General features: G+C 69.6%; 23 protein-coding genes. 14 read left to right on the top strand and 9 right to left on the bottom strand.

Annotated elements, in window-relative coordinates; all coding sequences use genetic code 11:
• Window positions 1-1500 (top strand): aromatic amino acid ammonia-lyase, encoded by a 1500-nt coding sequence (locus ACFKCF_RS37945; RefSeq protein ID WP_394500129.1) that lies wholly within the window; start codon window positions 1-3, stop codon window positions 1498-1500.
• On the opposite strand, the gene ACFKCF_RS37950 is transcribed toward ACFKCF_RS37945, so the two are convergent.
• On the bottom strand, window positions 1497-3140 hold the full coding sequence (locus ACFKCF_RS37950) for an MFS transporter (protein WP_394500131.1): 1644 nt from the start codon (window positions 3138-3140) through the stop codon (window positions 1497-1499). The genes ACFKCF_RS37945 and ACFKCF_RS37950 overlap by 4 nt on opposite strands.
• Before the next feature lie 5 nt (window positions 3141-3145).
• Window positions 3146-4465: an FAD-dependent oxidoreductase gene (locus ACFKCF_RS37955; RefSeq protein WP_394500132.1), complete on the bottom strand. Its 1320-nt coding sequence runs from the start codon at window positions 4463-4465 to the stop codon at window positions 3146-3148.
• Window positions 4466-4856: 391 nt separating this feature from the next.
• Here ACFKCF_RS37955 and ACFKCF_RS37960 point away from each other — a divergent pair, with 391 nt between their 5' ends.
• The 5 genes from ACFKCF_RS37960 to nhaA all read left to right on the top strand — a co-directional run bounded on the left by ACFKCF_RS37960 (window position 4857) and on the right by nhaA (window position 13582).
• Window positions 4857-6125, top strand: a complete 1269-nt coding sequence (locus tag ACFKCF_RS37960; protein ID WP_394500133.1) for an MFS transporter — start codon at window positions 4857-4859, stop codon at window positions 6123-6125.
• Window positions 6122-8131 carry a prolyl oligopeptidase family serine peptidase gene (locus ACFKCF_RS37965; RefSeq protein ID WP_394500134.1) on the top strand — a complete coding sequence of 670 codons (2010 nt, stop codon included), beginning with the start codon at window positions 6122-6124 and terminating at the stop codon, window positions 8129-8131. The genes ACFKCF_RS37960 and ACFKCF_RS37965 overlap by 4 nt, the downstream gene beginning before the upstream one ends.
• A gap of 88 nt (window positions 8132-8219) precedes the next feature.
• Window positions 8220-9227 (top strand): TrmB family transcriptional regulator, encoded by a 1008-nt coding sequence (locus ACFKCF_RS37970; RefSeq protein WP_394500135.1) that lies wholly within the window; start codon window positions 8220-8222, stop codon window positions 9225-9227.
• Between the two features lie 17 nt (window positions 9228-9244).
• Window positions 9245-11815, top strand: coding sequence for a class III lanthionine synthetase LanKC (lanKC, locus tag ACFKCF_RS37975; protein WP_394500136.1), 2571 nt, complete (start codon window positions 9245-9247; stop codon window positions 11813-11815).
• Window positions 11816-12271: 456 nt separating this feature from the next.
• Window positions 12272-13582 carry a Na+/H+ antiporter NhaA gene (gene nhaA, locus ACFKCF_RS37980; RefSeq protein ID WP_394500137.1) on the top strand — a complete coding sequence of 437 codons (1311 nt, stop codon included), beginning with the start codon at window positions 12272-12274 and terminating at the stop codon, window positions 13580-13582.
• Between the two features lie 260 nt (window positions 13583-13842).
• Here nhaA and ACFKCF_RS37985 read toward each other — a convergent pair whose 3' ends face one another.
• Entirely contained in the window at window positions 13843-14415 is a 573-nt protein-coding gene (locus ACFKCF_RS37985; protein ID WP_394500138.1) for a DUF6461 domain-containing protein, read from the bottom strand.
• A gap of 199 nt (window positions 14416-14614) precedes the next feature.
• Here ACFKCF_RS37985 and ACFKCF_RS37990 point away from each other — a divergent pair, with 199 nt between their 5' ends.
• From ACFKCF_RS37990 to ACFKCF_RS38005, 4 genes are all read left to right on the top strand, one after another.
• Complete coding sequence (locus ACFKCF_RS37990; protein ID WP_394500139.1) at window positions 14615-14803, top strand: hypothetical protein; 189 nt, start codon at window positions 14615-14617, stop codon at window positions 14801-14803.
• Window positions 14804-14961: 158 nt separating this feature from the next.
• Entirely contained in the window at window positions 14962-15486 is a 525-nt protein-coding gene (locus ACFKCF_RS37995; protein WP_394500140.1) for a DUF6461 domain-containing protein, read from the top strand.
• A 54-nt stretch (window positions 15487-15540) separates the two neighbouring features.
• Entirely contained in the window at window positions 15541-15924 is a 384-nt protein-coding gene (locus ACFKCF_RS38000) for a peptidase inhibitor family I36 protein (RefSeq protein ID WP_394500141.1), read from the top strand.
• A gap of 81 nt (window positions 15925-16005) precedes the next feature.
• The gene (locus ACFKCF_RS38005) at window positions 16006-16863 is read left to right on the top strand and encodes a hypothetical protein (protein ID WP_394500142.1); all 858 of its coding nucleotides are present in this window, start codon (window positions 16006-16008) and stop codon (window positions 16861-16863) included.
• Between the two features lie 243 nt (window positions 16864-17106).
• Here the strand turns inward: ACFKCF_RS38005 and ACFKCF_RS38010 are convergent, their stop codons facing one another.
• On the bottom strand, window positions 17107-18378 hold the full coding sequence (locus ACFKCF_RS38010; RefSeq protein WP_394500143.1) for an FAD-dependent monooxygenase: 1272 nt from the start codon (window positions 18376-18378) through the stop codon (window positions 17107-17109).
• Complete coding sequence (locus ACFKCF_RS38015; protein ID WP_394500144.1) at window positions 18379-19227, bottom strand: alpha/beta fold hydrolase; 849 nt, start codon at window positions 19225-19227, stop codon at window positions 18379-18381.
• A 77-nt stretch (window positions 19228-19304) separates the two neighbouring features.
• On the opposite strand from ACFKCF_RS38015, the gene ACFKCF_RS38020 reads away from it, so the two are divergent.
• The 3 genes from ACFKCF_RS38020 to ACFKCF_RS38030 all read left to right on the top strand — a co-directional run bounded on the left by ACFKCF_RS38020 (window position 19305) and on the right by ACFKCF_RS38030 (window position 21547).
• A complete protein-coding gene (locus tag ACFKCF_RS38020; RefSeq protein WP_394500145.1) occupies window positions 19305-20165 on the top strand; it encodes a helix-turn-helix domain-containing protein in 861 nt (286 codons plus the stop codon).
• Window positions 20166-20244: 79 nt separating this feature from the next.
• Window positions 20245-20667 carry an alpha/beta fold hydrolase gene (locus tag ACFKCF_RS38025; RefSeq protein WP_394500146.1) on the top strand — a complete coding sequence of 141 codons (423 nt, stop codon included), beginning with the start codon at window positions 20245-20247 and terminating at the stop codon, window positions 20665-20667.
• Window positions 20668-20767: 100 nt separating this feature from the next.
• Window positions 20768-21547, top strand: a complete 780-nt coding sequence (locus ACFKCF_RS38030; protein WP_394500147.1) for an alpha/beta fold hydrolase — start codon at window positions 20768-20770, stop codon at window positions 21545-21547.
• Between the two features lie 164 nt (window positions 21548-21711).
• Here the strand turns inward: ACFKCF_RS38030 and ACFKCF_RS38035 are convergent, their stop codons facing one another.
• From ACFKCF_RS38035 to ACFKCF_RS38050, 4 genes are all read right to left on the bottom strand, one after another.
• A complete protein-coding gene (locus ACFKCF_RS38035; RefSeq protein WP_394500148.1) occupies window positions 21712-22272 on the bottom strand; it encodes a hypothetical protein in 561 nt (186 codons plus the stop codon).
• Entirely contained in the window at window positions 22269-22820 is a 552-nt protein-coding gene (locus ACFKCF_RS38040) for an RNA polymerase sigma factor (protein WP_394500149.1), read from the bottom strand. The genes ACFKCF_RS38035 and ACFKCF_RS38040 overlap by 4 nt, the downstream gene beginning before the upstream one ends.
• 237 nt (window positions 22821-23057) lie before the next feature.
• Window positions 23058-24596 (bottom strand): polysaccharide lyase family 1 protein, encoded by a 1539-nt coding sequence (locus ACFKCF_RS38045; protein ID WP_394500150.1) that lies wholly within the window; start codon window positions 24594-24596, stop codon window positions 23058-23060.
• 478 nt (window positions 24597-25074) lie between these two features.
• A complete protein-coding gene (locus tag ACFKCF_RS38050; RefSeq protein WP_394500151.1) occupies window positions 25075-26049 on the bottom strand; it encodes a helix-turn-helix transcriptional regulator in 975 nt (324 codons plus the stop codon).
• Between the two features lie 136 nt (window positions 26050-26185).
• Here ACFKCF_RS38050 and ACFKCF_RS38055 point away from each other — a divergent pair, with 136 nt between their 5' ends.
• On the top strand, window positions 26186-26581 hold the full coding sequence (locus ACFKCF_RS38055) for a RidA family protein (RefSeq protein ID WP_394500201.1): 396 nt from the start codon (window positions 26186-26188) through the stop codon (window positions 26579-26581).
• The last annotated feature ends 389 nt before the right edge of the window (window positions 26582-26970 follow it).

Raw genomic sequence — 26970 nt, forward strand, 5'->3', positions numbered from 1 at the left:
ATGCTCGCCGCCGAAGGCACCATCAACCTCAGCGCTCCGCTGCGCTCAGCCGACCTGCACCGCGCCGCGACACCGGTGTCCGTCCTGGTCGACGCGGCCGTCCGCGACCGCGTCGAGCGCGGCCGTGACTTCCTCCGCGACGTGCGGGAGGAGGAACGTCCGGTCTACGGCGCGACCACCGGCTTCGGCGCCCTGGTCGGGTTCGCCGGCCGGGAGGAGGAAGCGGACCAGTGTGACAACACCCTGGCCCACCTGGGTGCCGGGCAGGGGCCGGATCTGGCCCATGACGTGAGCCGGGCCGCGATTCTCGTACGCGTGTGGTCCCTCGCGCAGGGGGCGTCCGGGGTTTCGGCACATGTGGTGGACGGGCTCGCCGCGATGTTCGCGACGACGTTCGTCCCGGCGATCCCACGGTACGGCTCGGTCGGCGCGAGCGGAGACCTGATCCCGCTCGCTTATGCAGCCCAGGCGCTGCGCGGCCGGGGGCAGGCGTACGTCGAGGACCGGCGGATGCCCGCGGCCGAGGCGCTGCGCCATGCCGGGCTGGCTCCGTTGACGCTCGACGGCCGGGACGCCCTCGCGCTCGTCAACGGCACCTCCCTCACCACCGCCGCGACCGCGCTGGCCCTGGACAGCGTCCGCTCCTCCCACCGCGCGGTGCAGGCGCTCACCTGCCTGCTGGTCGACACGCTCGGCTGCGACCCGGGCTTCCTCAACCCGCGCTTGCTCGACGCCTATGGCCATCCCGGCGCGATCGACGTCGCCGATGGCATGCGCAAGACCCTTGCCGGGATCGTCCCGGCCGGCACACGTGCGCTGCAGGAGCCGTACAGCATCCGCTGCTCCCCGCAGCTGCTGGGCGCCGCCGAGGACGCCCTGCGCTACGTCGACGGTGTCGTCGCGGCCGACCTGTCCAGCGTCAGCGACAACCCGCTGTTCTTCCCCGACGACGACCTGGTCGTGCATGGCGGCAACTTCTTCGGGCAGCCGGCCGCGTTCGCCGCCGATGTCCTGGCGATGGTCACCGCCCAGCTCGGCAACCTCGCCGAGCGGCAGCTCGACCTCCTCGTCGACCCGGCCCGCAACGGTGGCCTGCCACCGATGCTCGCCGCCGGACCCGGCCGCCAGCACGGGATGCAGGGGGTGCAGCTCGCCACGACCGCGTTCGTCGCCGAGCTCCGCCGCGCCGCCGTGCCGGCCGGCATGCAGAGCCTGCCGACCAACCTGCACAACCAGGACGTGGTGCCGTTCGGCACCCAGGCCGCCCTTCGCGCCCACGACATGGCCGCCCTGCTGCGCCTGCTCTGCGGTTCGCTGGCGGTGGGGTTGCGGCAGGCGGCGCACGTCGGCGCTCGCCGCCCCACGGCTGCGGGCTGCGCCGCGCTCCTCGACGCCCTGGTCGAGGCGATTCCCGCGGTCGATCCCGACCGCCCGCTGGACGCCGATGTCCGCAAGGCCGCCGAGGTGCTCACCGCGACACTCCCTCCGACGGAACACTAGTCGCCGACCGCGGCCGCCCGTGAGGTACCGGACCGGTCGGCGGATGACAGCAGTTCCTCGGCCGTGATCCGTTCGAGCTGCTTGTGCCGGGTCTCCGGGCCGAACGCGATCAGGGCGATCAGGGCCAGGGCCATCGGGATGACGCCGACAGCAGCGGTCACCCGTACCGAGGGGACCGCGACGGCGGTGATCACCAGGGTCAGGATCAGCACCCCGCCGGCCTTGGTCGCGCCCGCGGACAGACCGCTGGTGCGGGCGCGGATCACGGTCGGGTAGATCTCGGCGGTGTAGGCGGCGAGCACGGCGTTCAGGATGCTGATCCCCCACACCGGCACGACGAGCAGGACATACAGCAGGCCGCGGTTGGCGGCCACCTGATCGCCCAGCGCGGCGAAGGTGGCGAGCGAGCCGCCCATCAGCGCGATCATCAGGATGACGGTCTTCTTGCTGCTCCAGAACCCGTACAGCAGCGCGATCGGCACGCTGAACGGGAAGCCGATGATCGCGGCGTTGCGGAGGATCTCACTCGCGTTCACCTCGGAGAAGCCGAGCCGCTGGAGGTTGGACGGCATCCACTGCTGGAAGCCGAACTGGGTGGTGCCGATGCTCAGCCCCAGCAGGACGACGACGGCGGTCAGGCCCAGGAACGGCTTGCTGAACACCAGCCGGACGCCCTGGTTCAGGTCCCGCTCGACGGCGAGTTCCGACTGCGTCTCGACGACGGTGGCGCCGTACTTGCGCATGACGGCCCTGGCCTCCTCGTCCCGGCCGTGCATGATCAGGAAGCGGGGCGACTCCGGAATCCAGCGGTTCAGCAGCAGCAGGATGAGACCGGTGGGAAGGCCGACGAGCCACAGCAGGCGCCAGCCGAATGCCTCGGGCGCGGCCCAGGTGGAGGCCAGCCAGCTCACGATGATGTACGCGCCGGCGATGTCGCTGCCGATGAGGACGATCATCCAGCCGCGATGCCTTCTCGGCACCGTCTCCGTGAGCAGCACGAAGGTGAGGGGGAGCATGCCGCCGACGCCGAGGCCCATGGCGAGACAGGTGACCAGGTTCATCCAGAATTCGGGCATCGTGCCGCACGTCGACGTCGCGATGAAGATGATCGCCGCCAGCAGGATGGACGCGCGCCGCCCGATCCGATCGCCCAGCCAGCCCCAGACGAACGAGCCGATCATGATGCCGGTGACCCCGGCAAGCGGGTAGAGGGCGACCGGCAGCGCGTCGGCCGTCGGGTTCAGCGGTCCGCGCAGCCCGTACTCCGCCGCGGCGCCGGGAACGAGGAACGCGAAGGCGGTCGGCTTCATCACATCGATCGTGATGGCGGCCGCCATGACCAGGAGCAGCCCGATGTGAGCGGGTTTGATCCGGGCGTCGTCGAGAGGGGCGATGCTCACCCTGCTCAGATCGGGCCGCCTGCCCCTCGACCGCGGGAACAGGCTGTAGGTGGTGACGCCGACGCCGACGAACAGCAGGACCATGCCGATGGCCATCTCGGTCGTCACCGGCATGCCGGCCAGGTGATAGTGCATGTCACGGGCCATGAAGTAGCTCGGCAGCTGTAACAGCACCCCGACCGTTGTGATCGTCACGCCGGACCAGAACGCCGGCGTATGTCCATGCGAGGCAGCCCTCATGGCGCTCACCTTTCAGCTGTTTCGGACAGAGAATCGAGTACGGAGGGCGGAGCCTGGAGCGCCAGGACCTCAAGGGCTGTCCGCATGTGGTCCTTCAGCCGCGTCCGATCCGTGCTGCCGGCCGACGGCGCGTGCCAGGCCCGGCGGATCTCGCGGATCCGGTTCCACCTGCGCCGAGCCGCGGCGATGAGCTCGGCGACCTCCGGCGGCGGCTCCGCGTCCGGCCGGAGGAATCCCTGGACCACGCCCATCGCCCAATGGGGTGCGACCCAGTCGTGATAGGCGCGCATCATGAGCGCTCGCTGACCCGCGAAGTCGCCTGGATCGCGGGCGATGGCCTCGGCCAGCAGCTCCGCCTGGACGAGACCGAGCCCCGCGCCTCGCGAGGTGAGCGGATTCAGCGCCGCCAGCGCGTCTCCAATCTGGTGGAGCCCGCCCGGTCCTGGGGACGTGAACAGGCGGATCCTGCTCTTCAGAAATCCGAAATCCTGGATCGGCGCGAGCGGAACCGCCTCCCGCAGGCACGATCGCAGCCGCTCGGACGCCAGAGCCGCACGGTACGACTCGAGCATGACGTCCCGGGCGGGCGGATGCCGGTCGCCGCGTAGGGCGACGAGGACCGAGGCGAAAGGCGGATCGTGCACGAACAGCCGGACGTGCACGACATCCCTGGACGGAGCGGGACTCCACAGCGCGACGGCGTCCTGCGCGGCGGCGAATCCCTCGTCGGTCAGCCGGAAGGGCTGGGAAGTGTAGTAGAGGTGCGATCTCATGCTGACGTACGGCGCGGCGAGCGCGAGCCGTGCGTGGACACCTGTCGCATCGATGACCAGCCGGGCGGGAAGGGCGGCCTTCGTGGTACGCACGCCGCGTACCCGCGCCCCGGGCTCCTCCGCGGTCACCACGTCGAGCACCCGCTCGCCGAACCGGAGCGTCAGGGTGGGGAGGTCCCGCGCACAGGTGAGGAGGGCCCGCTCGAGCAGGGCACGGCGAAGGGCCATGAAGGCGGCCGGTGACTCGCCGGGATGCTCGACAGCGTCGCGGGCGCCCAGCTCGTAGACCTTGTGCGTCACGTCGGGCAGCGATCGCCGCAGGATGTCCCGTGCTCCCGCCATGAGCTGGTGCGGGCGCCGGGCGTGGGCCGCTCCGGCGCGAAGGGCGGGATATCCGTCGCGCCGGCCGAACGCCGCGCACTCGTCACGTTCGACGACCGTCACGGGCAGCCCGTGCCGGGCGAGCATCATCGCGACCGGCAGGCCGGCGAGACCGGCGCCGATAACGACGATTCCATTTCCGACTTTATTGGCAACCGATGTATCGACCACGAATTTCACATTAGCCGGTGGTCCGGCCGGGTCACAGGTCCGGAAAATGACATGGCTCATGTCCGCTTGCTGACCGGAAAAACTCTTCCGCCGCGCACCGGGCACCGGTGATGATGACTGGCAAGTGCCGTGAATTCAAAAAGAGGCTCACGGTATCCGCCGATCGAAAGGATCACAGGATGAACGACGTGCTGAAGCTGCAGCTGCAGGCCAGTATCGACCCCGGCGACTCCGGCATCGAAGAGGACGCTCCCATCAGCACGCTGAGCTGGTCGCACTGCTCGAACGAGAACTAAATCGCCCGGGCGCGGGAGTCGTCGGCTCCCGCGCCCACCCTTTCAAATCGCTCCTGCCGTACGAAGTCAAAAAGAAAGAATGGCGAGCTCCGACCATGGTGCACTTCAAGCGTGTTTCCGACCTCCGGCTTTACGTGGCAGGGCAGGCCGCCTCGGTCTTCGGCAGTAGCCTCACCGCCACCGCCTCGTCCGTGGTCGCCGTGATCAACCTGCATGCCACCCCTCGGGAAATCTCCTTGATCGTGGTCAGCACGACCCTGCCGGCCCTACTGTTCGGGCCGATCTGCGGTGTCATGGCGGATCGGATCATCCGGCCGCGCCGCATGCTCGTGCTGATCGACCTGCTCTGCGGCGGCGTGGTGCTCGCCTGTGCCGCCGCGGCCTTCACCGGCGCGCTGACGATCGCGTTGCTGTGCGCGGTGAGCTTCCTGATCGGCCTGGCGGAGATCGTCGTCTTCGCCTTGTACTTCACCCATCTGCGCAGCCTCGACGATGTGGAGAACGTGGGAGCGGCCCGCGGGCGGCTGCAGTCCTCCGAGATGATCTCGCGTGCTGTCGCGGGCACGATCGCCGGTCCTTTGCTGGCGACGCTGGGCGCCCCCCTGCTGTTCTTCCTGGACTCGTTGACCTACGCCTTCAGCGCCTCGTGCCTGCGCGCCCTGCGGTCACCGGATCGCAGGGCGAGTAAACCCGAACCCAGGGCCGGGATCCTGCGCGAGATGCGGGCCGGGGTGTCGGTGATCCGCGCGCACCCGCTGTTGTCCGCCTTCGCGGCCTACGCGTTCCTGCTCAACGTGGCGACCCAGGGCACGCTCGCCCAGCGCGCCTTGTTCATGCTGGACACGTTGCACCTGCCCGTTGCCCTGTACAGCGCCCCCATGGTGGCCGCCACGCTCCTGGGCGCCGTGGGCTCGCTGGCGGCGCCCAAGCTGCTGGAGCGCGGCCAGTCGCCGCGCCGCCTCCTGCTGACGTGCTCGCTGGCCGCCGTTCTCGCGACCCTCGCGTTGCCGCTGGCCGGCGGGCCGCTCTGGGCGGTGCTGGCGTTGGTCACGATCGGCATCGGGCTGCCCGTGTTCTTCGGGGCGGCGGGCAACCTCGCGCTCATCACCATCCTGTCCGACGACATCGGGGACGAGTACTTCGGCCGGATGACCACGCTGCTCACCTCGGTCGTGACGCTCGCGAGCGCCATCGGCGCCCTCTTGGGCGGTGTGCTCGGGGAGCAGTTCGGCGTGCGCAACGGCATCTGGCTGTGCCAGGCCATCGCCCTCGTCGCGGTGACCATGCTCCTGGTCTCCGTGCGGCGGGGCCGTACGCGCGCGGGCGACGCTCCCGCTGATACGACGGCGGGGGTGCCTTCGTGAGATATCCGGATGCGCGGCGGGATCCGGTGATGGAGCGCCGTCACCGGCATCTCGTCGCGGACCCGTACCGCTGGCTGGAGGACCCGGACTCCGAGGACACCCGGCGATGGCTGCGCGAGCAGCAGGAGCTCAGTGTCGGCTATCTGGAGCGACTGCCGGGCAGGCGACGGCTGAGCCGGATGTTACGCGCCCTCGCCCCCCGGCCGTCGCGGTCCCCGAGCAAGATCGCGGGCTCCCGCAGGTTCCGGGCCGGTCCCTTCGAACCCGACGGGCGCTGGACGCTACAGGTGGGGGAGGGGGCAGGGTGGCGGACGGTCGTGGGTGCGACCGACCTTCATCCCCACGCCACCGTCGCGAGCTGGCAGCCGTCTCCCGCCGGGAGCCTCGTCGCGATCCAGGTCCTCGTGGCGGGCACCGAGGACCGGACCCCCATGTCGCTGGTGGACGTGACCACCGGCCGCATCGTGGAGGTCGTGTCCGGGACCCGGTACTCCCCGATCGAGTGGCGCGCGGACGAGCAGGAGTTCTTCTACACACGCGGCCACCTCGACCGGCCGGGTACGGGCGTCTACCTCCACAAGGTCCGCGGCGACGTCACCGCCGACGAGCTCGTCATCGGCGATGAGGCGGCGACCACGCGCTACCACGTGGCGCTCTGGCGTGACCGCTGGCTGATCGTCACCGTCCGGGACGGGACCGCGCGCGACACGCGGATGAGCGTCGCCGACGTACGAGCGGGCGGCCCTCTCCGGCCGCTACTGCTGGAGGCCGGGTCCTCGGCCGTCGCCGTGGTGGACGACGACGACCGGCTGGTGGCCTCGGTCTCGACGGCCGGTGGTTCCGGGCAGGTGCTCGTCGCGGACCGGGCCGGCGACGGTTGGGGCCCCTGGCGAATCCTCCTTCCCGAGAACACCTCCGACGTCCTGGCCGGCGTGACCCTCGCCAGCACCGAGCGAGGCCAACGACTGGTCACGTTGCGCAACCGGGACGGCGTCAGCCGGATGACCGTTCACGACATGAGGACGGGCGCCGCGCTCACTGAGGTCAGGCTGCCCGGTGACGGGACGGTGAGCTCGATCAGGCCGACGGGCGATCCGGCCGTCCTGGCCCTCACCTATACCGGTTGGGACACCCCGCCGTCGGTATGGCGGCTGGACGTGCGTTCCGGCCGAGTGACCCCGTACGACGGGGCGCCGGCACGTCCCGACGTCGAGGTCGGCCGCCACGTCTACCACTCGGCCGACGGGACCGAGGTCCCGCTGACCATCCTGGCCGGGTGTGGCGCGGAGGGTCCCCGCCCCACCCTTCTGGCCGTCTATGGCGGCTTCGGCATCCCGGCCCGCCCGTCGTTCCAGCCCGACCTGTTGTCGTGGGTCCTCAACGGCGGGTATGTAGCGGTCGCCGGGATTCGGGGCGGCGGCGAGCGGGGCCGCGGCTGGCATCAGGAGGGCAGCGGGGCGAACAAGGGGAATGCCCTCGCGGATCTGCACGCGGCCGGTGACTGGCTCGTCCGGCACGGTTGGACGCAGCGGGACCAGCTGGCCCTGCTCGGCGGCAGCAACGGTGGCCTCCTGGCCATGGCGGCCGCGGTTCAGCGGCCCGAGGCGTACGCGGTCGTGGGGTGCGCGGGTGCGCCGTTCGACATGATCCGTTATGAACGCTGGGGATTGGGCAAGGCGTGGCGCGAGGAGTACGGTTCCCCGGACGAGCCGGCGGGGCTCGAGGTGCTGTTGAGCTACTCGCCCTATCACAACGTGTCCACCAGGCGCCGCCACCCCGCGACGATCTTGATCGCGGGGAGCAATGACACGCGGGTGGACCCTCTGCACTCCCGCAAGATGGCCGCGCAGTTGCAGCACGCGACGACGGGCGGCCCGGTCCTGCACTTCGTGGTGGAGGGCGCGGGCCATACAGGAGCCCGCGGCGAGCAGGAGATCTGGACGACGGCCGCCGCCCTCGCCTTCATCGCCAGGCATACCGGATTGACGCTCGCAGACGACGTGTGACGGGCGGCGGCACGGCGATGGAACACGATGGAACAGGCGAGTCACGCCTATATCGATGAGGGGGCTCATCGGTATACATGGGGGTTACGTGAGTAAGGCCAACGACACCGGCGTCATGACGTTACGTGATCTCGGTTTCGACGAACTGACAGAACGAACCTACCGCGCACTGTTGCAGAAGCCCGAGCACGACCTGACGACCCTGGAGACCCAGGTCGGCGCGGCGGAAGACGATCTCAGAAATGCCCTGGCTCACCTCGTCGACCTGGGCGTCGCTCGAACGCACCGGGCCGCGCCGTCCGGGGTCGTCGCCGGCGATCCCACCGCGTCGCTGAGGCAGCTCATCGAGCGCAAGGAAGATGAGCTGCTGCGGAAGTACCGCAAGGTGGCGGGACTGCGAACCGAACTGGGCGCGCTCTCGGCGCTGGACGGGCGAGGGCTGGCAGGGCTGCGCGGCGGACCGGGGGTCGAGAGGATCGACGGCATGCGGGACGTGCGCGAGCGGCTTCATGAGCTGTCGTCCCTGACCCGGGCGAGCATGTACTGCGTGCTGCAGGGCCGGCCTCGGCCGGAGATCGGCCGGGCACTCGATCTGCGCCTCCGCAGGGGGATCGAGCTGCGGCTGATTCATGAGCGATCAGTGCTGGACGATGAGCAGAATCGGACCTATCTGCACCGGCTCATGACCGCCGGGGCACTGATCCGCGTGAGCGATCGGCGACTCGACCCGTTGATGGTCATGGATGAGCAGGTGGCCGTCGTGCCCATCGACCCGGAGAACCACGGACAGGGCGCGCTCGTCGTACGTCAGGTCGGCCTGCTGACCGGCTTCCTGCGGCTTTTCGACCGGCTCTGGGACGAGGCCCGTGAACTGCCCCCGGATCTCCAGGACATCCCTCAGGAACCGGAATTGACCGACGACGATCGTCGGCTGCTCGAGCTCCTCGCGTCGGGCAACACCGACGAGGTGGCCGCTCGCCATTTCGGCGTATCGGTACGTCACCTGCGGCGGCGGATCGCCCGGCTGGCGGCGCGGCTGGAGGCGTCCAGCAGGTTCGAGGCAGGCGTCGCGGCAGTGCGACGCGGTTGGCTCTGAAGGAGAGGAATGCCACCATGCTGCAGCATCTTGCGTTCGCCCTGGCTCACGCGGACTACTACGAACCCCTTGACCTCGTCCATCCGGGCGCCCTGTACCGGCCCGCCGTGATGCCGGCGACCTGGGACCAATCGAGCAGGGACATCTGGACAGAATGGACCCCGCCCGGCGTCATGCTCCCCGACCAGGGGTGGAAGATCCACGTCTCCAGCGCCATCGAGAACGCGCAGCGGGTTCTGGACATCGTCGCCACCGTCTGCGTCGAGTTCTCCGTGTCGTTCAAGCATCTGGGCGGGAAGTCGTTCTTCCTCTGGGTCCACAACAAGCACGGAAACCGCGCGCAGAGCGGGAAGTTCTGCGCCGTGTACCCGCCGACCACGGAGGTCGCCCGCGAGCTGCTCATCCGGCTGGCTCAGGATCTCGACGGCTTCACCGGACCGTACATCCGCAGCGACCGGCGTTTCGGATCCTCGTCCTGCGTTTCCTACCGGTACGGCTCGTTCCGCGAACGAGCCCGGCTGCAGGCCGACGGCACCCGGCAGCTCACCCTGCTCGACGCCGCCGGCCGGGAGATCCCGGACGAGCGGCGACCGGAATTCGTGCTCCCGCCAGGTGTGACCGACCCGTTCGCAGCCCCGCGCCACGATGAGGACGCCGGCGAACCGGTCGGCTTCGGCGGCTACACCTTCGAAGCGGTCCTCCAGCACAGCAACGCAGGCGGCGCCTACCGTGCCCGCGCGGCGGACGGCCGGCAGGTCTTCGTCAAGGAGGCATGGGCCCACACCGGGTACGACGCGGACGCGCGGGACGCGCAACGGCGGCTGGAACAGGAATACGACACCCTCCGGACCCTGCACCGCAGGCACCCGGGGATGTGCCCGGAACCGATCGAGCTTTTCGCGCACTGGGAGAACACCTACCTGGTCACCGAGCTGGTTCCGGGGACGACGCTGAACAAGTGGGTCGTCGCGAACTCTCCGGTGATCAAGATCGGACAGCCCCGGACGGCGTTCGCCGACTACTACCGCAAGTGCCTGGACATCCTCGGCCAGGTCGAGGAGACCATCGCGACGCTGCACGAGCTCGGGTACGTGTTCGTCGACGTCAACCCGAGGAACATCCTCGTCGACGACCGGCAGAGGGCCAGGCTGGTGGACTTCGAGGCCGCCCGCCCGATCACGGACCAGGTCGTCACGCCGCTCGGAGCGCCGGGCTATCTCCCGCGCGAGGCGTATGAGGGCGCGCGGCCCACCGGCACGGCCTTGCACTCCCTCGACGCGTACGCCCTGTCGTCCGTGGCGCAGATGCTGATGTTCCCGCTGCACCAGGTGGTCACACGCGCGCCGGAAGTCCTCGACCACATGCGCCACGACCTCGCGGCGCTCGCACCGGTGCCGGACCGTCTCTGGGCCAAGGTGACGTCCGTCCATCGACGCCCCGCACGGCCGAGGCTGCCCGTGCCGGACGCGGTGGAACGCGAGCCGCTGGAATCACTGCGCTGGCTGCGCGACCGGACAACCGACGCGATCAAGGCGATGGCGCAGCCGGGCAATCCGCGCTGGGTCTACCCGACGACACCGGCCGGGTTCTCCTCGAACACCCGGTGCGTGGCGCACGGGACAGCGGGTGTGCTGCACGCCCTGCACGTCACCGATCGTGGGGTCGACCCGGAGGTCGTCGCGCGGCTGCGGGACGAGTCGCTGGCGCGGCGCCACTCCACGCCGCCGGGACTGCTGTACGGCAACGCCGGCATCGCCTGGGTGCTGGCCGAGCTGGGCGAGCTGGACGCCGCCGAGGAACTGCTCGCGGCCGCGGACCGGCATCCGCTGAGCCGGACCTGCGCGACCTTAGGCGGCGGCGCGGCCGGCCTCGCCATGACACACATGTCCCTCCACGGTCACACCGGCGACGACCGCCGGCTCGCCCAGGCCAGGGAACTCCTCACCGCGATCCCCGACGGCGAGGCGCTGACCCGGCAGCTCGCCTCCGACGACGCCTCCGGCCTGGTGGGCGGCCGCCCCGGCATCGCGCTCGCCCTCTACTACCTGGCCCGCCTGACCGGTGACCGCGAGCCGCTGGAGCGCGGCCTCGGCCTGCTCCGCGACGAGCTACGCCACCGGCTTCCAGTGGAGACGGAGGCGCTGGGGTTCAGGGTGTCCGCCGCCGACTCGCGCAACATGCCCTATCTCTTCGCGGGAAGCGCGGGCTATGCGTCAGTCCTGTCCCGATACCTCACCGTCGTCGAGGACGCCGAACTCGCCGATGTGCTCGCTCGCTGCCTGCGTTACTGCACGGTACGGTTCACCGTCGGCGTGGGCCTGTTCCAGGGCCTGGCCGGGCTGACGCTGGCTCTCTCGCAGTCGGCGCATCTCCTTGGCGACCCCCACCTGCGCGGCGAGGCGATCAGGTCCGGTGCCGCGCTGTTCAAGTACGCGATCCCCGGCGATGACGGGGTCCGCTTCGTCGGTGACAGATTCCTGCAACTGAGCGCAGATCTGTGGAGCGGCTCAGCCGGAGTGCTGCTGGCGGTGCACCACCTCTTGGCCGCCAGTCCCGATCCGCTGTTCACGCTCGATGGTCGGTGCTGATCAGCGACTTCCTCGGCGAGCGCGCGGAGACCCCCGTCCCGTCCCTTTTAGGTCGCTTCGACTTGGACCCGGCCTGGCAGGGACAAGAGCGGACTCGCGACCAGGCCGACTGATGGGCCCGCGCCCGGCCGACACCGGGCGCGGGGTCTCGCCGCCCACCTGCGCCGCGACCAGAGGGGCGCTCGCACACTCCACCGCCTCCCATTAGATCGCCTCACAAGCTGACCAGCGGAAACACCGCGGTCGTGCCCACATCGACGATCGATCGAATGCGCAGAGCGGCCGCCTTCGGTGGGGGAGTCCGGTGGTGGGCTTCGTGCTGTGTCATGGGAGCGGGTCCGGTGGAGCCGAATCCGTTATATGGCCATTTGCGCTTCCTGATACGTTATTGACAGGTGTGCCGGGAAGTCTGGTCGGCAAGTGAGCGGCCCGACCCCTTTCCCAGAGCGGAGTTCCATGCCCGGCATCACGCCTACACGCGCTGCCCACCTGTTCAACCGGAGCACATGGCCCGAAGCGCGCCGCATCGCCGACATCCTGCGCAAGGAAACGATCGGCGGGGCACTGCTGCTGGCCGCCGCGCTCGCCGCGCTGATCTGGGCCAACTCGCCGTGGGCGCAGACCTACCAGGACCTGCGCACCATCGAGGCCGGCCCCGCCGCACTGCACCTGAACCTCGACCTGGCCACCTGGGCCGCGGACGGGCTGCTGGCCATCTTCTTCTTCGTGGCCGGTCTGGAGCTCAAGCGGGAGTTCGTCGCCGGGGATCTGCGTGACCTGCGCCGGGCCGTGGTGCCGGTGGCCGCGGCGGTCGGCGGCGTGGTGGTACCCGCGCTGATGTATCTGGCGGTCGCCGGTGAAACAGGGGCCCGCGGGTGGGCGATCCCGACGGCCACCGACATCGCCTTCGCGCTGGCGGTGCTCGCGGTGATCGGCCGCTCCCTGCCGGACGCGCTGCGCACGTTCCTGCTGACCCTGGCGGTGGTGGACGACCTGATCGCCATCATCATCATCGCCACCTTCTACACCTCGCACCTGTCGGTCCTCCCGCTGCTGGCAGCTGTCATGCCGCTGGCGGTCTTCGCCGTACTGGTGCGGCGGGGCATACGCGCGTGGTGGCTGCTGCTGCCCTTGGCGTTCGCCTGCTGGGCGCTGGTGCACGCCTCAGGGGTGCACGCCACCGTGGCCGGCGTGTTGCTGGCGCTGACCGTGCCCGTGCTGTCCCGGACATCGCCGGGCGGCACCGGGACCGGTACGGCGGACGGGCCGGGGCCGGCCGAGCACTTCGAGCACCGGTTCCGGCCGCTGTCCGCCGGTGTTGCCGTGCCTGTGTTCGCGTTCTTCTCCGCCGGGGTCAGCCTCGGCGGCCTCAGCGGGCTGGCCGGAGCGCTGAGCGACCCTGTGGCGATGGGGATCGTGGCAGGGCTGCTGGTCGGCAAGCCGGTCGGCATCCTGGCCGCCACCTGGCTGGTGGCCCGCTTCACCCGCGCCACCTTGGACGAAGGACTGGCCTGGATCGACATGGCCGGGCTGGCCGTCCTGGCCGGCATCGGGTTCACCGTGTCACTGCTGATCGGAGAACTGGCGTTCGGCACGGGAGAGGCCGACGCGCGGGTCAAGATCGCGGTCCTGGCCGGTTCCTTGACCGCGGCCTTGCTGGCCACGATGATCCTTCGACTGCGTGCCCGCGTCTACCGGCGGATCCACCGGGCCGAGACCGCCGACTCCGACCACGACGGGATCCCCGACCTCTACCAGCAGTCCTAGTTCTTCGCCCGCGGCCCCCTGGCAGTAGACGAAGAGGGAAATCGTCCCGCCCGCAATCCCCCGGGCTCCAGTGCTTCCAGGCTCAGGCGATGACCGATACCACGCCCCTACACTGCCGGCCGGCTGTCATGATCCCGGAGGCTGGCTGCTGCGGGAAGGATGCGTTCGACGATGGCCTGCGGCGGCAGGGCGGAGACGTCGGCGACCGACGGTGCCACCTCGTCACTGACCATATGCGCTCGTGGCATCATCCTTCCTCGTCACGGCTTGGCCGGTGCTGGGACGACACCCCACCTGAACGTGGAGCCCTTCAGCAGTCGCTCCGTCGCCCTGATCCCGGTCAGGTGCTCGACGAGCAGGAAAGCCGGCCCATTGTAGAGATAGGAAAACCGCGGGTAGAGCCGGTCGATGTCCGCCATCGTGTCCACGAGTTCGTCCGGGGTCCCTATCAGATATCCGTCGTCGTCTCCCCAGCAGAATCTGATCTCGCCGTCCTCGCACCAGTAGAAGTAGTCGATGCCCTTGACGGCGAGTGCGGCTTGGGAGACGAGGCGGGTGCCCTTGGAGAGCTCAGTGATCACGCCTTTGTGGGTGCCGAGCCAGTCAGGGTCGAAGACGAACGTCCAATCGCCGATGGAGGTGACGCCGAGAGGCTCCCCGGGGCCCGGGAAGTCATCCGGGTCGTCGGGGAAGGGACCAGGCGTGAAGTCCTCCCATCGACCCCCGAGGCGCGCGACCACCTGTTCAGGCGTGGCACGCACGTAGACAAAACTGTAGGACTCCCAGGAGTATTCGCCGCAGAGCCAAGAGACATCGAGGGGCTGCAAAAGCATTCCGCCATGTTGCCAGCCGGCACCGACAGGCACAGGACCCGTCGTCAGGGGATGGCGGGGCTGCGCGCGATGCGGTTGTCCCCTCCGCTGCCTTGTGCCGCATAGGCGACGTGATCGACCTGCTCCGGTACGCACGCATCGCAGGATGAGGCTCGCCCCGGGCCCGGCTCTGCGCGGGCGGACTGCAGGGTGACGGACTATGGGCAGGAGGCGCTACGTCGCCAGAGGCGTTCCCGGCGGCTACCGGATCTGGGACAACAAGATGCGTCGCCGGTGGGGCGACCTCTACGAGTTATGCCCTGACGAACTGCTCGCCGAGCTGACCGGCGCCCGTGACCACGACAAAATCACAGCGCTCTGCAAGCAGTACAGAGCAATGAGACGATAGGCGCGGTTCCTGTGACGCCGCCGCTTCGTTCCTCAGCGTCGGCTCACCGAGTAGCGGTGGCGCCAGGTCATGTGGTTAGAGGCACGGGCGCCAACTCAGTAATGGGAGGTCAACCCGAAAGGGATCATTATCTAGGCAGATGCGAAAGGGGATAGGCAGTGGACAGCGCATCGCCGATGGATTACGCCTGGTTCGTCGAGGAGTATCAGAAGGACAGCGACCTGATCGGCGTGACGTTCGTGCGGGGCCTGTCTCCTGAGGAGGCATTGCACCGGATCGGCGCCACTCCCGGTGACATCTCCCGAGAAGTGGGCATTGCCGCCTACGCGGGAGACGGAGGAGCGGTCCTGATTGACTACCATTGCGAGCCTCTTCCAGAGACCCTCGCCCAGAGTACGGAGATGGCAAGGGTCATTACAGGCATCACCATGGACGAGCACTTCGGCTACTCCGTCGACGGGGTGATGGTCACGGAATTCGAGCCGTTCTTCCCCGGCGATCGGAACGGCAGCGATCCTGACCGCCTGCTGTCCCATATGCGAGAGCTGGGCATGCCGCTGGACGGAGAGGCTGACACGCGGACTTCCACCGCTCTCGCCATTGCGCTGGCGGCGCGGGCCACTGGGGTCACCCTGACACCGACTCACTTCGCGGCGGAGCCCATCGTCGGGTCGATCGACTGAAGGTTCCGATGACTATGATCACAACGATTTCGGTCCCACGAGAATGAGGTGTGCATGAAGCGAGCGAGGGTGCGCAGCGCCGGTGTGGTGGCGCTGGCCCTGGTCAGCCTGGTGGGGGTCGGCTCCACCGCGCAGGCCGAGGTGGAGCCGGCGGTGAGCTCCTGCGAGCTGGACTTCTGCCTGTACGAGCACGACAAGTTCAAGGGCGCGGAAGAGGAGTTCATGTTCGAGGCCTGGGGCCTGTGCTACGACGTGCTCAGAGTGAACAACAAGGCGAGCTCCATGCGGAACAACAGCGCCGCCAGGGTGCAGTTCTACAACTCCGCCAACTGCTCCGGCGCGTACGGCTACGCGGCAAAGCCGTCTTCCTCGGACGGCGACCTGACGAACAACGGGTTCGACAACAAGACCAGCTCCATCAGGTACGTCAGGCCGTAAGCCGCTGAACCGCTCGCAGGACACCGACTTCTCGGACTTCGAGTTCGGCACCCCGCCCCGCGGCGGATCGGAGGAATCAGCGTGCCTGTTCGGCTGCGGGGAGCGGTCGGGGTACTCCTGACCGCGGCGACAGCCGCCTGTTCGACGGCGGCGGCGACGGAGCCGCGGGTTCCGGTGCCGCCCCCGGGGGTGGAGGCGCGCGAGCTCTCGATCCCCTTCGATCGCTACAACTTCTCCCCGTCGGACATCGGCATCCTTGAGGGCGCCGAGGAGCTCCTCATTCGCGACTGCATGCGGCGGCGGGGCATGGCGTGGGAGGTGCTGCCGCAGAGCGCGGCGGAGGACGTGGAGCCGGCCAACCGCCGCCGCTACGGTGTCGTCGAACCGGAGATCGCCCGCCTCTTCGGCTATCACATCCCGCCGGACCGCCCTACCGTGGCCCGGCGCGCCGCCGCACGCGCCAGCCGTATGCGAAGCCTGCCGGCGAAGGAACGTCAGGCCGCGTACGGCGAGAAGGACGGCTGCCTGAAACAGGCGCGGAACCACCTGGAACAGGGCGTCTCGCAGGTGGACGAGGCCCTGTTCAACAGGCTCATCTCGGAGACCTTCGAGCGGTCCCGGCGGGCTCCGGAGGTCGTCAGGGTCTTCCGGGCCTGGAGCACGTGCATGCAGGAGCAGGGCCGGCAGTACGCCGACCCGCTCGCCGCCATCACCGACCGGCGGTGGATGAAGGAAGGCCCCGCCTCCCAGGAGGAGATCCGCGCGGCGCAGGCGGACGTGGGGTGCAAGGCGAAGACCGACCTTGTCTCCATCTGGTCCGCCGTGGAGCGACGCATCCAGGACGAGGCCGTCGCGGCTCGCCCCGCCGAGTTCCATGCGCTTCAGGAGGCCAAGGACCGGCAGCTCTCTGCCGCCCGCGCCGTCCTCGCCCGCGGCTGACGGGCACCTCGCGCATGCCCGTGGGCCGCGCAGGTCAGCCCCTGCAGCCGGAAAGCGTTCGGGGGGGACGGCACGACGGCGGGCCGGCCCTGGCCGTGCTCAGCCGGCTCCAGCAACCGGCCCGAAGCCGGAGATCGTCGGCTTGCCACGCACGACCCTGCGGGGCGGGACGTCAACGTTGAGGCCGTTACTGCTGGTCGGCCGCCACGACGTCGTCGAGGTGGAGTGAGTTGCCGGCGCTCCTCACTCCGCCCTGAGCCTGCTCTCGAGGCCGCCTCCGGGGTCGCCCGCGAGGCATGTTGCGGTGCGCGACGGCGGGTAGTCGTCGACGGTCATGGAGTTGTGGAGGCGCGCGCTCTTGCTGGTGAGGCGGAGGAGGGCGCGGCTGGGCCCCGCGGGCAGGGCGGAGATCAGGCGAGCGCCCTGGGCCAGTCCCGACACGCCGAGGCGTGAGGCGGGGATCAGGGTCTTCGCCACGCTCAGCGCGGCGGCGCGGCTGCCACGCACGTGCTCCGCCATCGCGCGCTCGTAGGCGGGGAAGGCGCGCTCGTGGTCGCCTCCCGCCCGCGCCAGCTCCCCGGCGAGGACGTACGCGCCGACGGCGGCCAGGCTGGTGCTGCCGCCGACGGCCGGGCCGGGGCAGTAGCCCGCGTCGCCGACGAGCGTCACCCTCCCCCGTGACCAGGTATCCATGCGGAGCTGGGTGATCGAGTCGAAGTAGAACGCCGGGGTGCGGTCGAGCTCGTCCAGCCAGCGGTCCACGCCGGGGTGCATGCCGTCGAACGCGCCGCGCAGCAGCTCCTTCTGCCGGGGCACGTCGTGGTGGTGGTAGTCGAGCTCGCGCTCGCTCCGGAACAGGAACAACGCCCGCGCGTCGCCGAGGTGCCGCGCGCCGTACATGCCGGCCGTGCGGCCGACGCCGACGTGCATGAGAAGCTCGCCGTCGAGGCCGGAGACGTTCGGCAGGGTGAGCACCCCGAGGTAGGCCCCGATGAAGGCGCTGAAGCGGGATTCGTCGCCGAAGGTGAGGCGGCGCACGTTGGAGTGCAGCCCGTCCGCGCCGACGACGAGGTCGAAGCGGCGCGGCGCGGCGTTCTCGAACCGCACCTCGCCGTCGGGCGAGATCGCGCTGATCGAGTCGCCGAAGACATACTCGACGTCGTCGCGCGCGGCGTCGTAGAAGATTTCACTCAGGTCGTCGCGCATGATCTCGACGTGCCGGCCGGAGGTGCCGCTGAAGATCTTGGAGAGGTTTACCCGGACGGGACGTCGTGAGCCCTCCCGGTGGACGGTCATCCGGTCAGTGCCGGTGGCCCGCTCCTCGACGCGCGGGAGCACGCCCATCTTCTCCGAGATGTTCATCGCGGGCCGGAACAGGTCGACCGCGTGCCCGCCCGTCTTGCGCAGCACGGGGGCCCGTTCCACGACGGTGACCTCGAAGCCGTATCTCGTGAGCCAGTAGGCCAGCACCGGACCGGCGACGCTGGCGCCGGAGACGAGAATCCGCAGCGTCATTCAGTCCACCCGCACGCCGTGGATCGCGGTGAAGGCCAGCAGCGGGGCGGCGGTCCGCGGCGGGTCCTCGAGCAGGGGCGAGTGCCCGAGACCGGGCAGCAACTCGACTTTCGCGCCCGGAACAGCGCGGTAGTCGGAGGCGGACGAGGATCGCCATCTGCGGTCGTCCTCGCCGAAGATCACCAGTAGCGGCTTGCCCAGGCCCCTCAGCCGATCCGGGAGCGCCCGCTGCTCCATATAGTGGCGGGTGGCCTGCATCGTCGTGGCGAACGTGTGGAAGGTCATGGCGCGCACCTCGTCCAGGAGTTCGTGGGGGATCTGGTAGCCCGCGCGGCTGAAACCGGTGCTCGCGAACCGGCGGAGCTGCTCGTCGGTCGGCGGCCATTGCGACGGTCCGGGCCCGGCGGGATCCGGTGCGATGAAGGCGCCCAGGCTGGGTCCCGTGTTGACGAGCACGAGCGCGGTCACCAGGTCAGGTCGCTCTTCGGCGAGGGCGGTGGCGACCACGCCGCCGCTGGAATGACCGACGACCACGGCGTGCTCGATGCCGAGCCGATCCAGGACCGCGCCGGCTCTGCGTGCCTGGTCCGGGATCGCGTAACTTTGGTCGGCCGGTTTGGCCGACCGGCCGTGCCCGAGCAGGTCGATCCGGACGACGCGGTGAGATCCGGTCAGCAGCGGAACCAGCGCGTCCCACGATCGGGTCGAGGACGCGGACCCGTGGATGAGCAGGAGTGCGGGCGCGTCGCGGGGGCCGTCCTGGCGAACGTGAATGTCGCCGTCGTCCAGGGAAAGGGTCGAGCTCCCGGCAGACTCGGGGCCGCCGTTCACGCCTTCAGAAAGGGTCATGAGGCCACTGTCGCCGCCGGTACGCGCCGTTGGATTGGACAAATGTTCCCCGCGGCCGGCCCGCGTAGCATGGAGCGGTGCAAACGTTCGTGCACGGTGCGGCTGTGTGGGGCGTGGCGTGCCCGCGCCGGCCCAGCCGGGTGGCCGGGGTCACCATGGCCGGGTTCCGGGTCCGTGACCTGGACACGCTCCGGATGGTCCCGCACCCGGCGGTGACGCTGCTTCTGGACTTCGGCACCGGTTCGCCCGTCGTGGACGATGCCGCCGGGCGGCAGCAGTGGGGAAGCATCGTCGCCGGGCCCGGGATCGGATCCAGCGGCGCGGTCTGGGCGCGAGGTGAGAACGTCGAGTGCGTGCAGGTGCGCCTGTCCCCGGTGATCGCACGCGCGGTTCTGGGCGTCTCGCCCGCCGAACTCGACGGCGCCGTCGTGTCCCTGGAGGACCTGTGGGGCCGGGAGGCGTCACGGATCCGCGAGCAACTGGGCGAGGTCTCGTCGTGGCAGGATCGCTTCGCTTTGACGGACGCGCTGCTCGCCCGCCGGCATGAGGCGGGGCCGCCGGTGGAGCCTGAGATGGCCTGGGCCTGGCACCGGATCGTCGGCAGCCGTGGCCTGGTCCGGGTCGACGGGCTGGCGGACGAGATCGGATGGAGCCGCAAGCGCCTGTGGTCCCGGTTCCGCTCGCAGCTGGGCCTGCCGCCCAAGCGCGCCGTGAAGCTGGTCCGCTTCGACCATGCCGCCCATCGCCTGGTCGCGGGGGAAGGCGCGGCTCAGGTCGCGGCCGACACCGGTTATGCCGACCAGTCCCACCTGCACCGGGACGTCGTGGCGTTCACCGGGGCGACCCCCGCGACCGTGGCCGGCGAGCCGTTTCTCGCCGTTGACGACATCGCATGGCCCAGCCGTGGAACACCCGCCAAGCCTCACATGCTGATGTAGCGACCGCCTGGGCCGGCAAGGGTGCGGCGAGCGGGAACAGGACGCCGTCCGCTCACCCATTTCGTCCTGGGCGAGCCGAGTGACCGGAACATTTGTACAAGATACCGGCGCGCACCGGCGGCGACAGTGGGCCCATGATTATGTGCCCGGGGCTCGATGGTCCCGCTGTTTCGACGACGCCGGCACCGCGTTCAGCCGCAGCGGCTACGAGGTTACGCAGGCGGTCGTGGACGACGCGCGCGGCATGACCTACCACGCTCTCGTCGCGACAACGCAGACCGGCGACGACTATGTGAAGCAGCGCGCGCTCCCCGATCGGCTGGTGCCCCTCGGCAAGCCGCTGTTGGTGATCTTCGGTGAGGAGGACCGGAGACGGCGATTCTCCTCCGCCGCCGACTACCGCGCCGTGCCGGGCGCGAAAGTCGAGTTGCTGCCCGGTGTCGGGCACTCGCCCGTCATGGAGGATCCGCCGCGGACCGCGAGCCACACCCCCCGGGGATGATGCGCCCATGACGCGACCCGGTGCCGCCGGAACAGCAGGACCGATGTGCTCCACCGTACGTGTACGCCCGACGAACTTCGCCGAGCCCAGGGAGATCGCGATGCCACACACCAGTTCAGACATCTACTGGGAGGAACACGGCCAGGGCCCTCTGACACTCGTCATGTTGCCGGGATTCGGCGCCTCGGCCGATCTCATGACCGGAATCGCGCGGCACCTGAGCGGGTACCGCGTCTTGATCTTCGATTTGCCCGGACATGGCCAGTCCGTACGCGCGCCGGCGGACGGGAGGCTGTCCTCGCTGGCCGCGACCCTGCATGACGCGATCAACGAGACGGGCGCCGACGCTTACTGCCTGGTCGGCTACTCCCTCGGCGGTGCGATCGCGGTGCGTATCGCGCTTGACCACCCGGATGAGGTGCGCGCGCTGGTCGGGGTTGTTCCGTGGAACGCCGCGGGGACGACTGCCGGGGACGAGGTGATCGCCGGCTTCGATGCCGCGTACGGCAACGTCGAGGCCCTCACGCAAGCAGTGGCAGCGATCTCCGTGGACCCAACGAGGACCTCGGGTCTGACGAGCAGCATGCTGACCGTCACCGAACAGATGTGGCACGGCTGGCTGGCCGGCGGTGCGCTGACCAGCCAGGCCGACGAGCTGTCTGAGATCCGTGTACCGACCTGCTACATACTCGGCGGAAAGGACGTCGTCGTAGATCAAGCCAAGCAGCTCGACGACGTGCGGAGCATCCCTGGGAGCCGTGCGGTCCTGCTGAGCGAGCTCGGACACCTGTGTGGTCTCGAGATGCCCGACGTCGTCGCGAACGAGATTTCGCACTTCCTGGAGACGGCGATACGCCCCGGTCCGGCTGGAAGTCGTTGAGAGACCCCACGCCGTCGCTGCCCGTGGTCGGCGGGTTTGGTCGCGGGTGGTCCAGCCATGTACCGAGGCCGGTGGGCCACCGTACGAGTAACGCAGGACGCACGAAGGGCCCGCCCCGAACGGGGGCGAGCCCTTGCGGATGGCCATCGTTATCCGGGGGCCGGTCAGCCGAGCTGCGTCGGGTCATGCTCCGGGACGCACGGCTTGACAGAGCCCTCGATCACCGACGCATTGAGCTGCGACTTGAACGGCCCCTTCGGGTTCTCGGTGAACTCCAGCGCCACCGTCTGCCCCTTCCCGACATAGCGGGGATCGATGACGAAACTCTTCGGTCCCGGCCTGGCGACCTTGTAGTGCACGGACTTGCGCCACTCCTCCGGAGTGTCGTATCCGCCGCCGACGAGCGTGCCCCGATCGTTCTGGCACTTCATGTAGGGCTTGAGGTACGTGACGTCGGCGTTCACGCCCAGATCCTTGAGGTCCTGCTCCAACCGGTCGGCGTCCCTGAACTCCTTGAGCTCCACCGTGATGGTGCCGTTGGCGTTCTCGCTCACCGCGTACGCCGGCTCGGGCCCGGTCAGCAGCGGCACCGCCACCGCCGCCACGGCCGCCAGCCCGGCCACCGCCGCCCCCGCGAGCAGGCGGCGGCCGACGCGGCGGCTGCGTTCGTTCCGGGCGGTCATCTCGGCTTTGAGGTCCATCAGCAACTGCTCCTCGAATCTCATCGTGGGATTCCTTCCAGGACGAAGGGCAGGTCGCGAAGTGTCTTGCGGGCGCGGTGCAGCCGCACCATGGCGGTCCCCGGCCGGATCCCCAGCGCTACCGCCGCCTCCGACGGCGTGAGCTGCTCCAGAACCACCAGTTCCAGGACAGCGCGCTCCCCGTCGGGTAATCCGGCCATGGCCTCGAAGGCCGCCCTGGCGGGCCGTTCCGCGTCTATCTGCTCTTCCAACCGGGCCACGTCGTCGCCGTCGAGCGGACGCCGCCCGCTCACACGATGGGTGAGCTGGGACTCCCGCAGCGCCCGCCGCCGCTCGGCCGACAGCGTGTTGCGCGCGACGCCGTACAGCCACGCGATCTCGCTGCCCTTGCCCGGGCGGTACGTGTGCGCCGAGTCGAACACCGCGAGGAACACGTCGGCCGCCAGGTCGGCGACCGTGTGCGGGTCGTCGACCCGGCGTGACAGGAAACGCGTGACAGCGTCGATGTGCCGCCGGTAGAAGGCTTCGAACGCCACGGGGTCGGTGGCGAGCTTTCCCCGTTTGAGACGCACCGGCCTTGCTCCCTTCGTCGATCTACACCCGTACTTGGTGAGAAGCGACTGAAGGCTTACAAATCAATGGATCAGGACATTCCGGCGGTCGATGGCACCGCACCGACCTCCACCCAGGCGGAGCCGGCGGCGTGGCGTGGGGCTGTCCACGGCGGTACGTTGACGACGCCGGCTCTGCTGTGAACCGAGGTTCACGTCCGTCCTCGGCGAGACAGAGCGGACGGCGAAAGCGTGTCGCTACCCCGCGTAGGTCTCGAACTCGGCGACCTTCGGCGTGCCCGCCGAGGCGGTGATCCTGAAGGTGATCTTGCTTAGCGAGGTCGGCGTGAAGGCGATGGCACCCGCCCCGCTGCCGGACTTCAGGACGGCTCCGGTGCCGGCGTTGACGAGCTGCCAGGCTCCGATGCCGCCCTCCGAGCCTGACGCCTCACGGATGACGACCCTGGAGACCGTCGTGGCGGAGCCCCACTTGATCGAGATGTCACCGGTCGAGCCGGCCGGCGACCAGAAGGTGCTCATGTTGCCGTCCCGCACGTTGCCGTAGCTCGTCCCGTCGGCCTTGCTGGAGCCGTCGGAGCCGGCTCCGAGGCTGAGGTTGGGCCCGCCGGGCGAAGGAGTGGGCGACGGCGTGGGGGTGATGGTCGGTGTCGGCGTGGCCGTCGGTGTCTGTGGCGTGCAGCTGCCGTTCGACACCTGCAGCCCCTTGTTGGCGCCGGCCGTCTGGCGGACGATGTCCGGCACGCAGCTCGCCCCGTCGAGGCTGTAGGAGTAGGGGATGCTGACGGTGGTGTTGGACTGCGGGTCGGGTCCGGCGGGGTTGTTCTCGCTGCCCGGGGCGGACCAGGTCACGTTGTCGAAGATGTTGCCGCCGACCTGCCAGTAGCCGGCCTCGCTGGTGTAGAAGGTGCCCAGGACGTCCTTGGAGTTCTTGAAGTAGTTGTTCTCCACTTTGGCGCGAGCTCCGGCCCGGGAGTTGATACCCGACTCGTGGAGGCTCACGTAGGAGTTGTTGTAGATGTGGGCGATGCCGCCACGCAGCAGGGGTGTGCGGGAGTCGATGTTCTCGTACAGGTTGTGGTGGAAGGTGACGTAGCCGTTTGAGCGGTCGCTCTCGCTGGACCCGATGAGCCCGCCGCGGCCGGAGTTGCGCAGGATGCTGTAGGACAGGGTCACGTACTGGGTGTCGTTCTTCATGTCGAAGAGGCCGTCGAAGCCCTCCGCCTCCCCGCCCGAGGCCTCCAGGGTGACGTGATCGACCCAGACGTTGCGGACGCTGCTCTCCATGCCGATGGCGTCACCGCCGTTGGACGTGGGCGAGCCCGACTTCTTGACGTTGCGGACGGTCACGTTGCGGATGATGATGTTGCGGGCTTCGCGGATGTGGATGCCCAGCTGGTCGAAGACGGCCCCGCTGCCCACGCCGATGATCGTGACGTTGCTGATCTGCTTGAGTTCGATCACGCCGGCGGCGGTGTCGCAGCTCCCGCCCGAGACCTTGGTGGTGTTGCCGTGGTTGATGGTTCCTGAGACCTCGATGATGATCGGGGTGCTGCTGCTGGCCCGGTCGCACAGGGCCGCGTGAATCGCGGTCCCCGTGGTGGCCCTCACCGTCTGCCCGCCTGCGCCACCGGTGGTCCCGCCGTTGGCGGTCGCGTAGCCGCTGGCGCCGTCGGCCGCCGCTGATGCCTGCAGCACCGGTAAGGCCACACCGGCCGCGGCCGCGATGGCCAGGGCGGCCAGGACCGCATGGAGTCGCGACGCGACTGCTCGTCTCATCCTCGGTTCACCTTCTCCTTCGAACAACGGGTGCGGTCTTCGCTGCGCGGTCGAGGCCGCGGCATCGGGCTTGTTACAGGTCAGGTCGGCCACTGGGGTCCGGCTCCGGCCGCCGACGGGACGGCGGAGGCCGGCAGCGAATACGCACCACGCGCATGAACGAACACCTCCGCGGTGGGGATGACCCACACCGTAGGAAAGCGCTTTCCGAGTGTCAATGGAGCTTGAAACTTTCATCTCGTCACCCGATGACGTCTCGGAGGGCCCGATACCGGTCGCCCTTGGCGTCGTTGTACGCGGCGGACACTGCTTCCGGAGCCGGGAGCCGGATGTCACTCACGAGCTGTGGGATCGAGGGAGGCGGCGTCCGCCACCCGTTTCCCGCCCCCTGACCCCCGGAATCGAGGTCCGCTATGTCGAGGCGGCTCGATGGGGCGCGCCGCCGTCGTCCCGTTCGGCTCGCAGAAGGCGGCGACTCTCAGGATGACGCCGCGTAGCGGGCGGCGATCGCGGTGGCGCGGTTGTGCAGGGAGGTGCGCAACCAGTGCGGGGCCAGGGCCTCCCCGTCCGTGCTGAGCTGCCACAGCGCCCATTCGGCGTGTCGTGAATCCTGGAAGGTCACCTCCAGCCGCAGCCAGCCGTCTGCGTCGGGTTCCTCGGAGCGGACGGCCAGCGCGGTGCCCAGCAGTTCCTCCCGCCGCCTCGGGTTCACCCGTACCAGCACGGCGACTTGGTCGCCGCCGGCCCGGAACCGCGTGCTGCGTTCCTGCCAGGCCCGGTCCAGATCGACCCGGTCTGGTCGCTGTGCGGGTTCGGGGAGTTCCTTGGCGTCCAAGACCCGGGACAGCCGGTAGGTGCGGTCCGCGCCGGACCTCGTGGCCAGCAGGTAGCCCCGGTCGCGGATGGTGACCAGGCCGATCGGGTCCACCGTGCGCCACTTCGGGGGTTGGTCCATGGCCGCGTAGTGGATCCGCAGCTTGTGTCCGGCGAACACCGCGCGCAGGACCTCGGCCGCTATGGCGTCAGGAACCTCCTCGGCGACCAGCCGACGCGAGAGGAGGTCGGTCTCCGGGTCGATGAGCAGTCGCTCGGCCGCGCCGGCCGCGGTGTCCCGATAGCTCTCCGGGAGCGCGTCAACCACCTTGAGCATGGCCGAAGCGAGCGCCGAGCCGAGGCCGAAGGCCTGCGCGCCGCGCCGCGATCCGGCGACCAGCAGGGCAAGGGCCTCGTCGGGGTTCAGTCCGGTGAGCTCGGTCCGGAAACCGGGCAACAGCGCGAAACCGCCGTGCCGGCCGCGTTCGGCGTAGACCGGGACGCCGGCTGCGGACAGCGCCTCGATGTCGCGCAGCACGGTGCGGGTGGACACTTCCAGCTCGCGGGCCAGCGCGGCCGCGGACAGCCGGCCGTGCTGCCGCAGCAGCAGCACCAGCGAGACCAGCCGGTCGGCGCGCATGCGAGAACTTTATCGAAATACACGACACAGGATGTCGTGATTTGTTGGGAGGCTCATCAACGCGGCCAGAGAGATCACGGCCACCGAGCCGATGGACGTACGTGATGTCGACGAATCGAATGGAGCTGATGTGGCAATGGAGCGAACGGCGGTCAACCCGTGGGCGTGGTCCGTGGAGATGGGGTACAACCAGGGTGAGATCGTCTCCGGGCACACCCGGACCCTGTACTGCTCCGGGCAGACGGCGATGAGCGGCGAAGGCAAGCCCCAGCATGCCGGTGACATGGCGGCGCAGTTGGCGCTGACCCTCGACAACCTGGAGGCCGTGCTCGGCGAGGCAGGCATGTCGCTCGCGAACCTCGTCCGGCTCAACGTCTACACCACCGACGTCGATCGGCTCTTCGAGCACTACGGCGTGCTGGCGTCGCGGTTGGGCGCCGCCGGGGTGGCACCGTCCACCACGATGCTCGGGGTGACCCGGCTGGCGATCCCCGACCTGATGGTGGAGCTCGAGGGGACCGCCGTCGCGTGACGCGTCCTCGCCGGCCGTCCGCACTGCAGTACCGACCGCCCGGCCCGCCGCCGGTCGTGGTCCTCGGCGGGCGGCCCCGAGACGCGGGCGGACGACGGCGTCCTGACCCGGAAGAGGCCCGTCACCAGCAGTAACGCGGTGACGGGCCGTTCGCGTTGTGACCGGCCGCCTACGGCCACCCTGTACGGGGAACCGCGCCGGAGATCGCAGCCTGTCCCGGCGGTGTACGACCGCTCATCGGGAGGAGGCGGCCGGGGGAGTGCCGTAAGGACCGACGCCCGACAGAACGCCGCGGAGGTCCGGCGCTGTGCCGCGCCGTCGGCCGCTCACCTCGTTGTCGTCGCCGGCCTGATACGCCGAACTCCGCTGACTCGAAATGACGCCAAGAG

The organism is Nonomuraea sp. JJY05, from assembly GCF_043496855.1.
In the GTDB taxonomy this organism is placed as follows: domain Bacteria; phylum Actinomycetota; class Actinomycetes; order Streptosporangiales; family Streptosporangiaceae; genus Nonomuraea.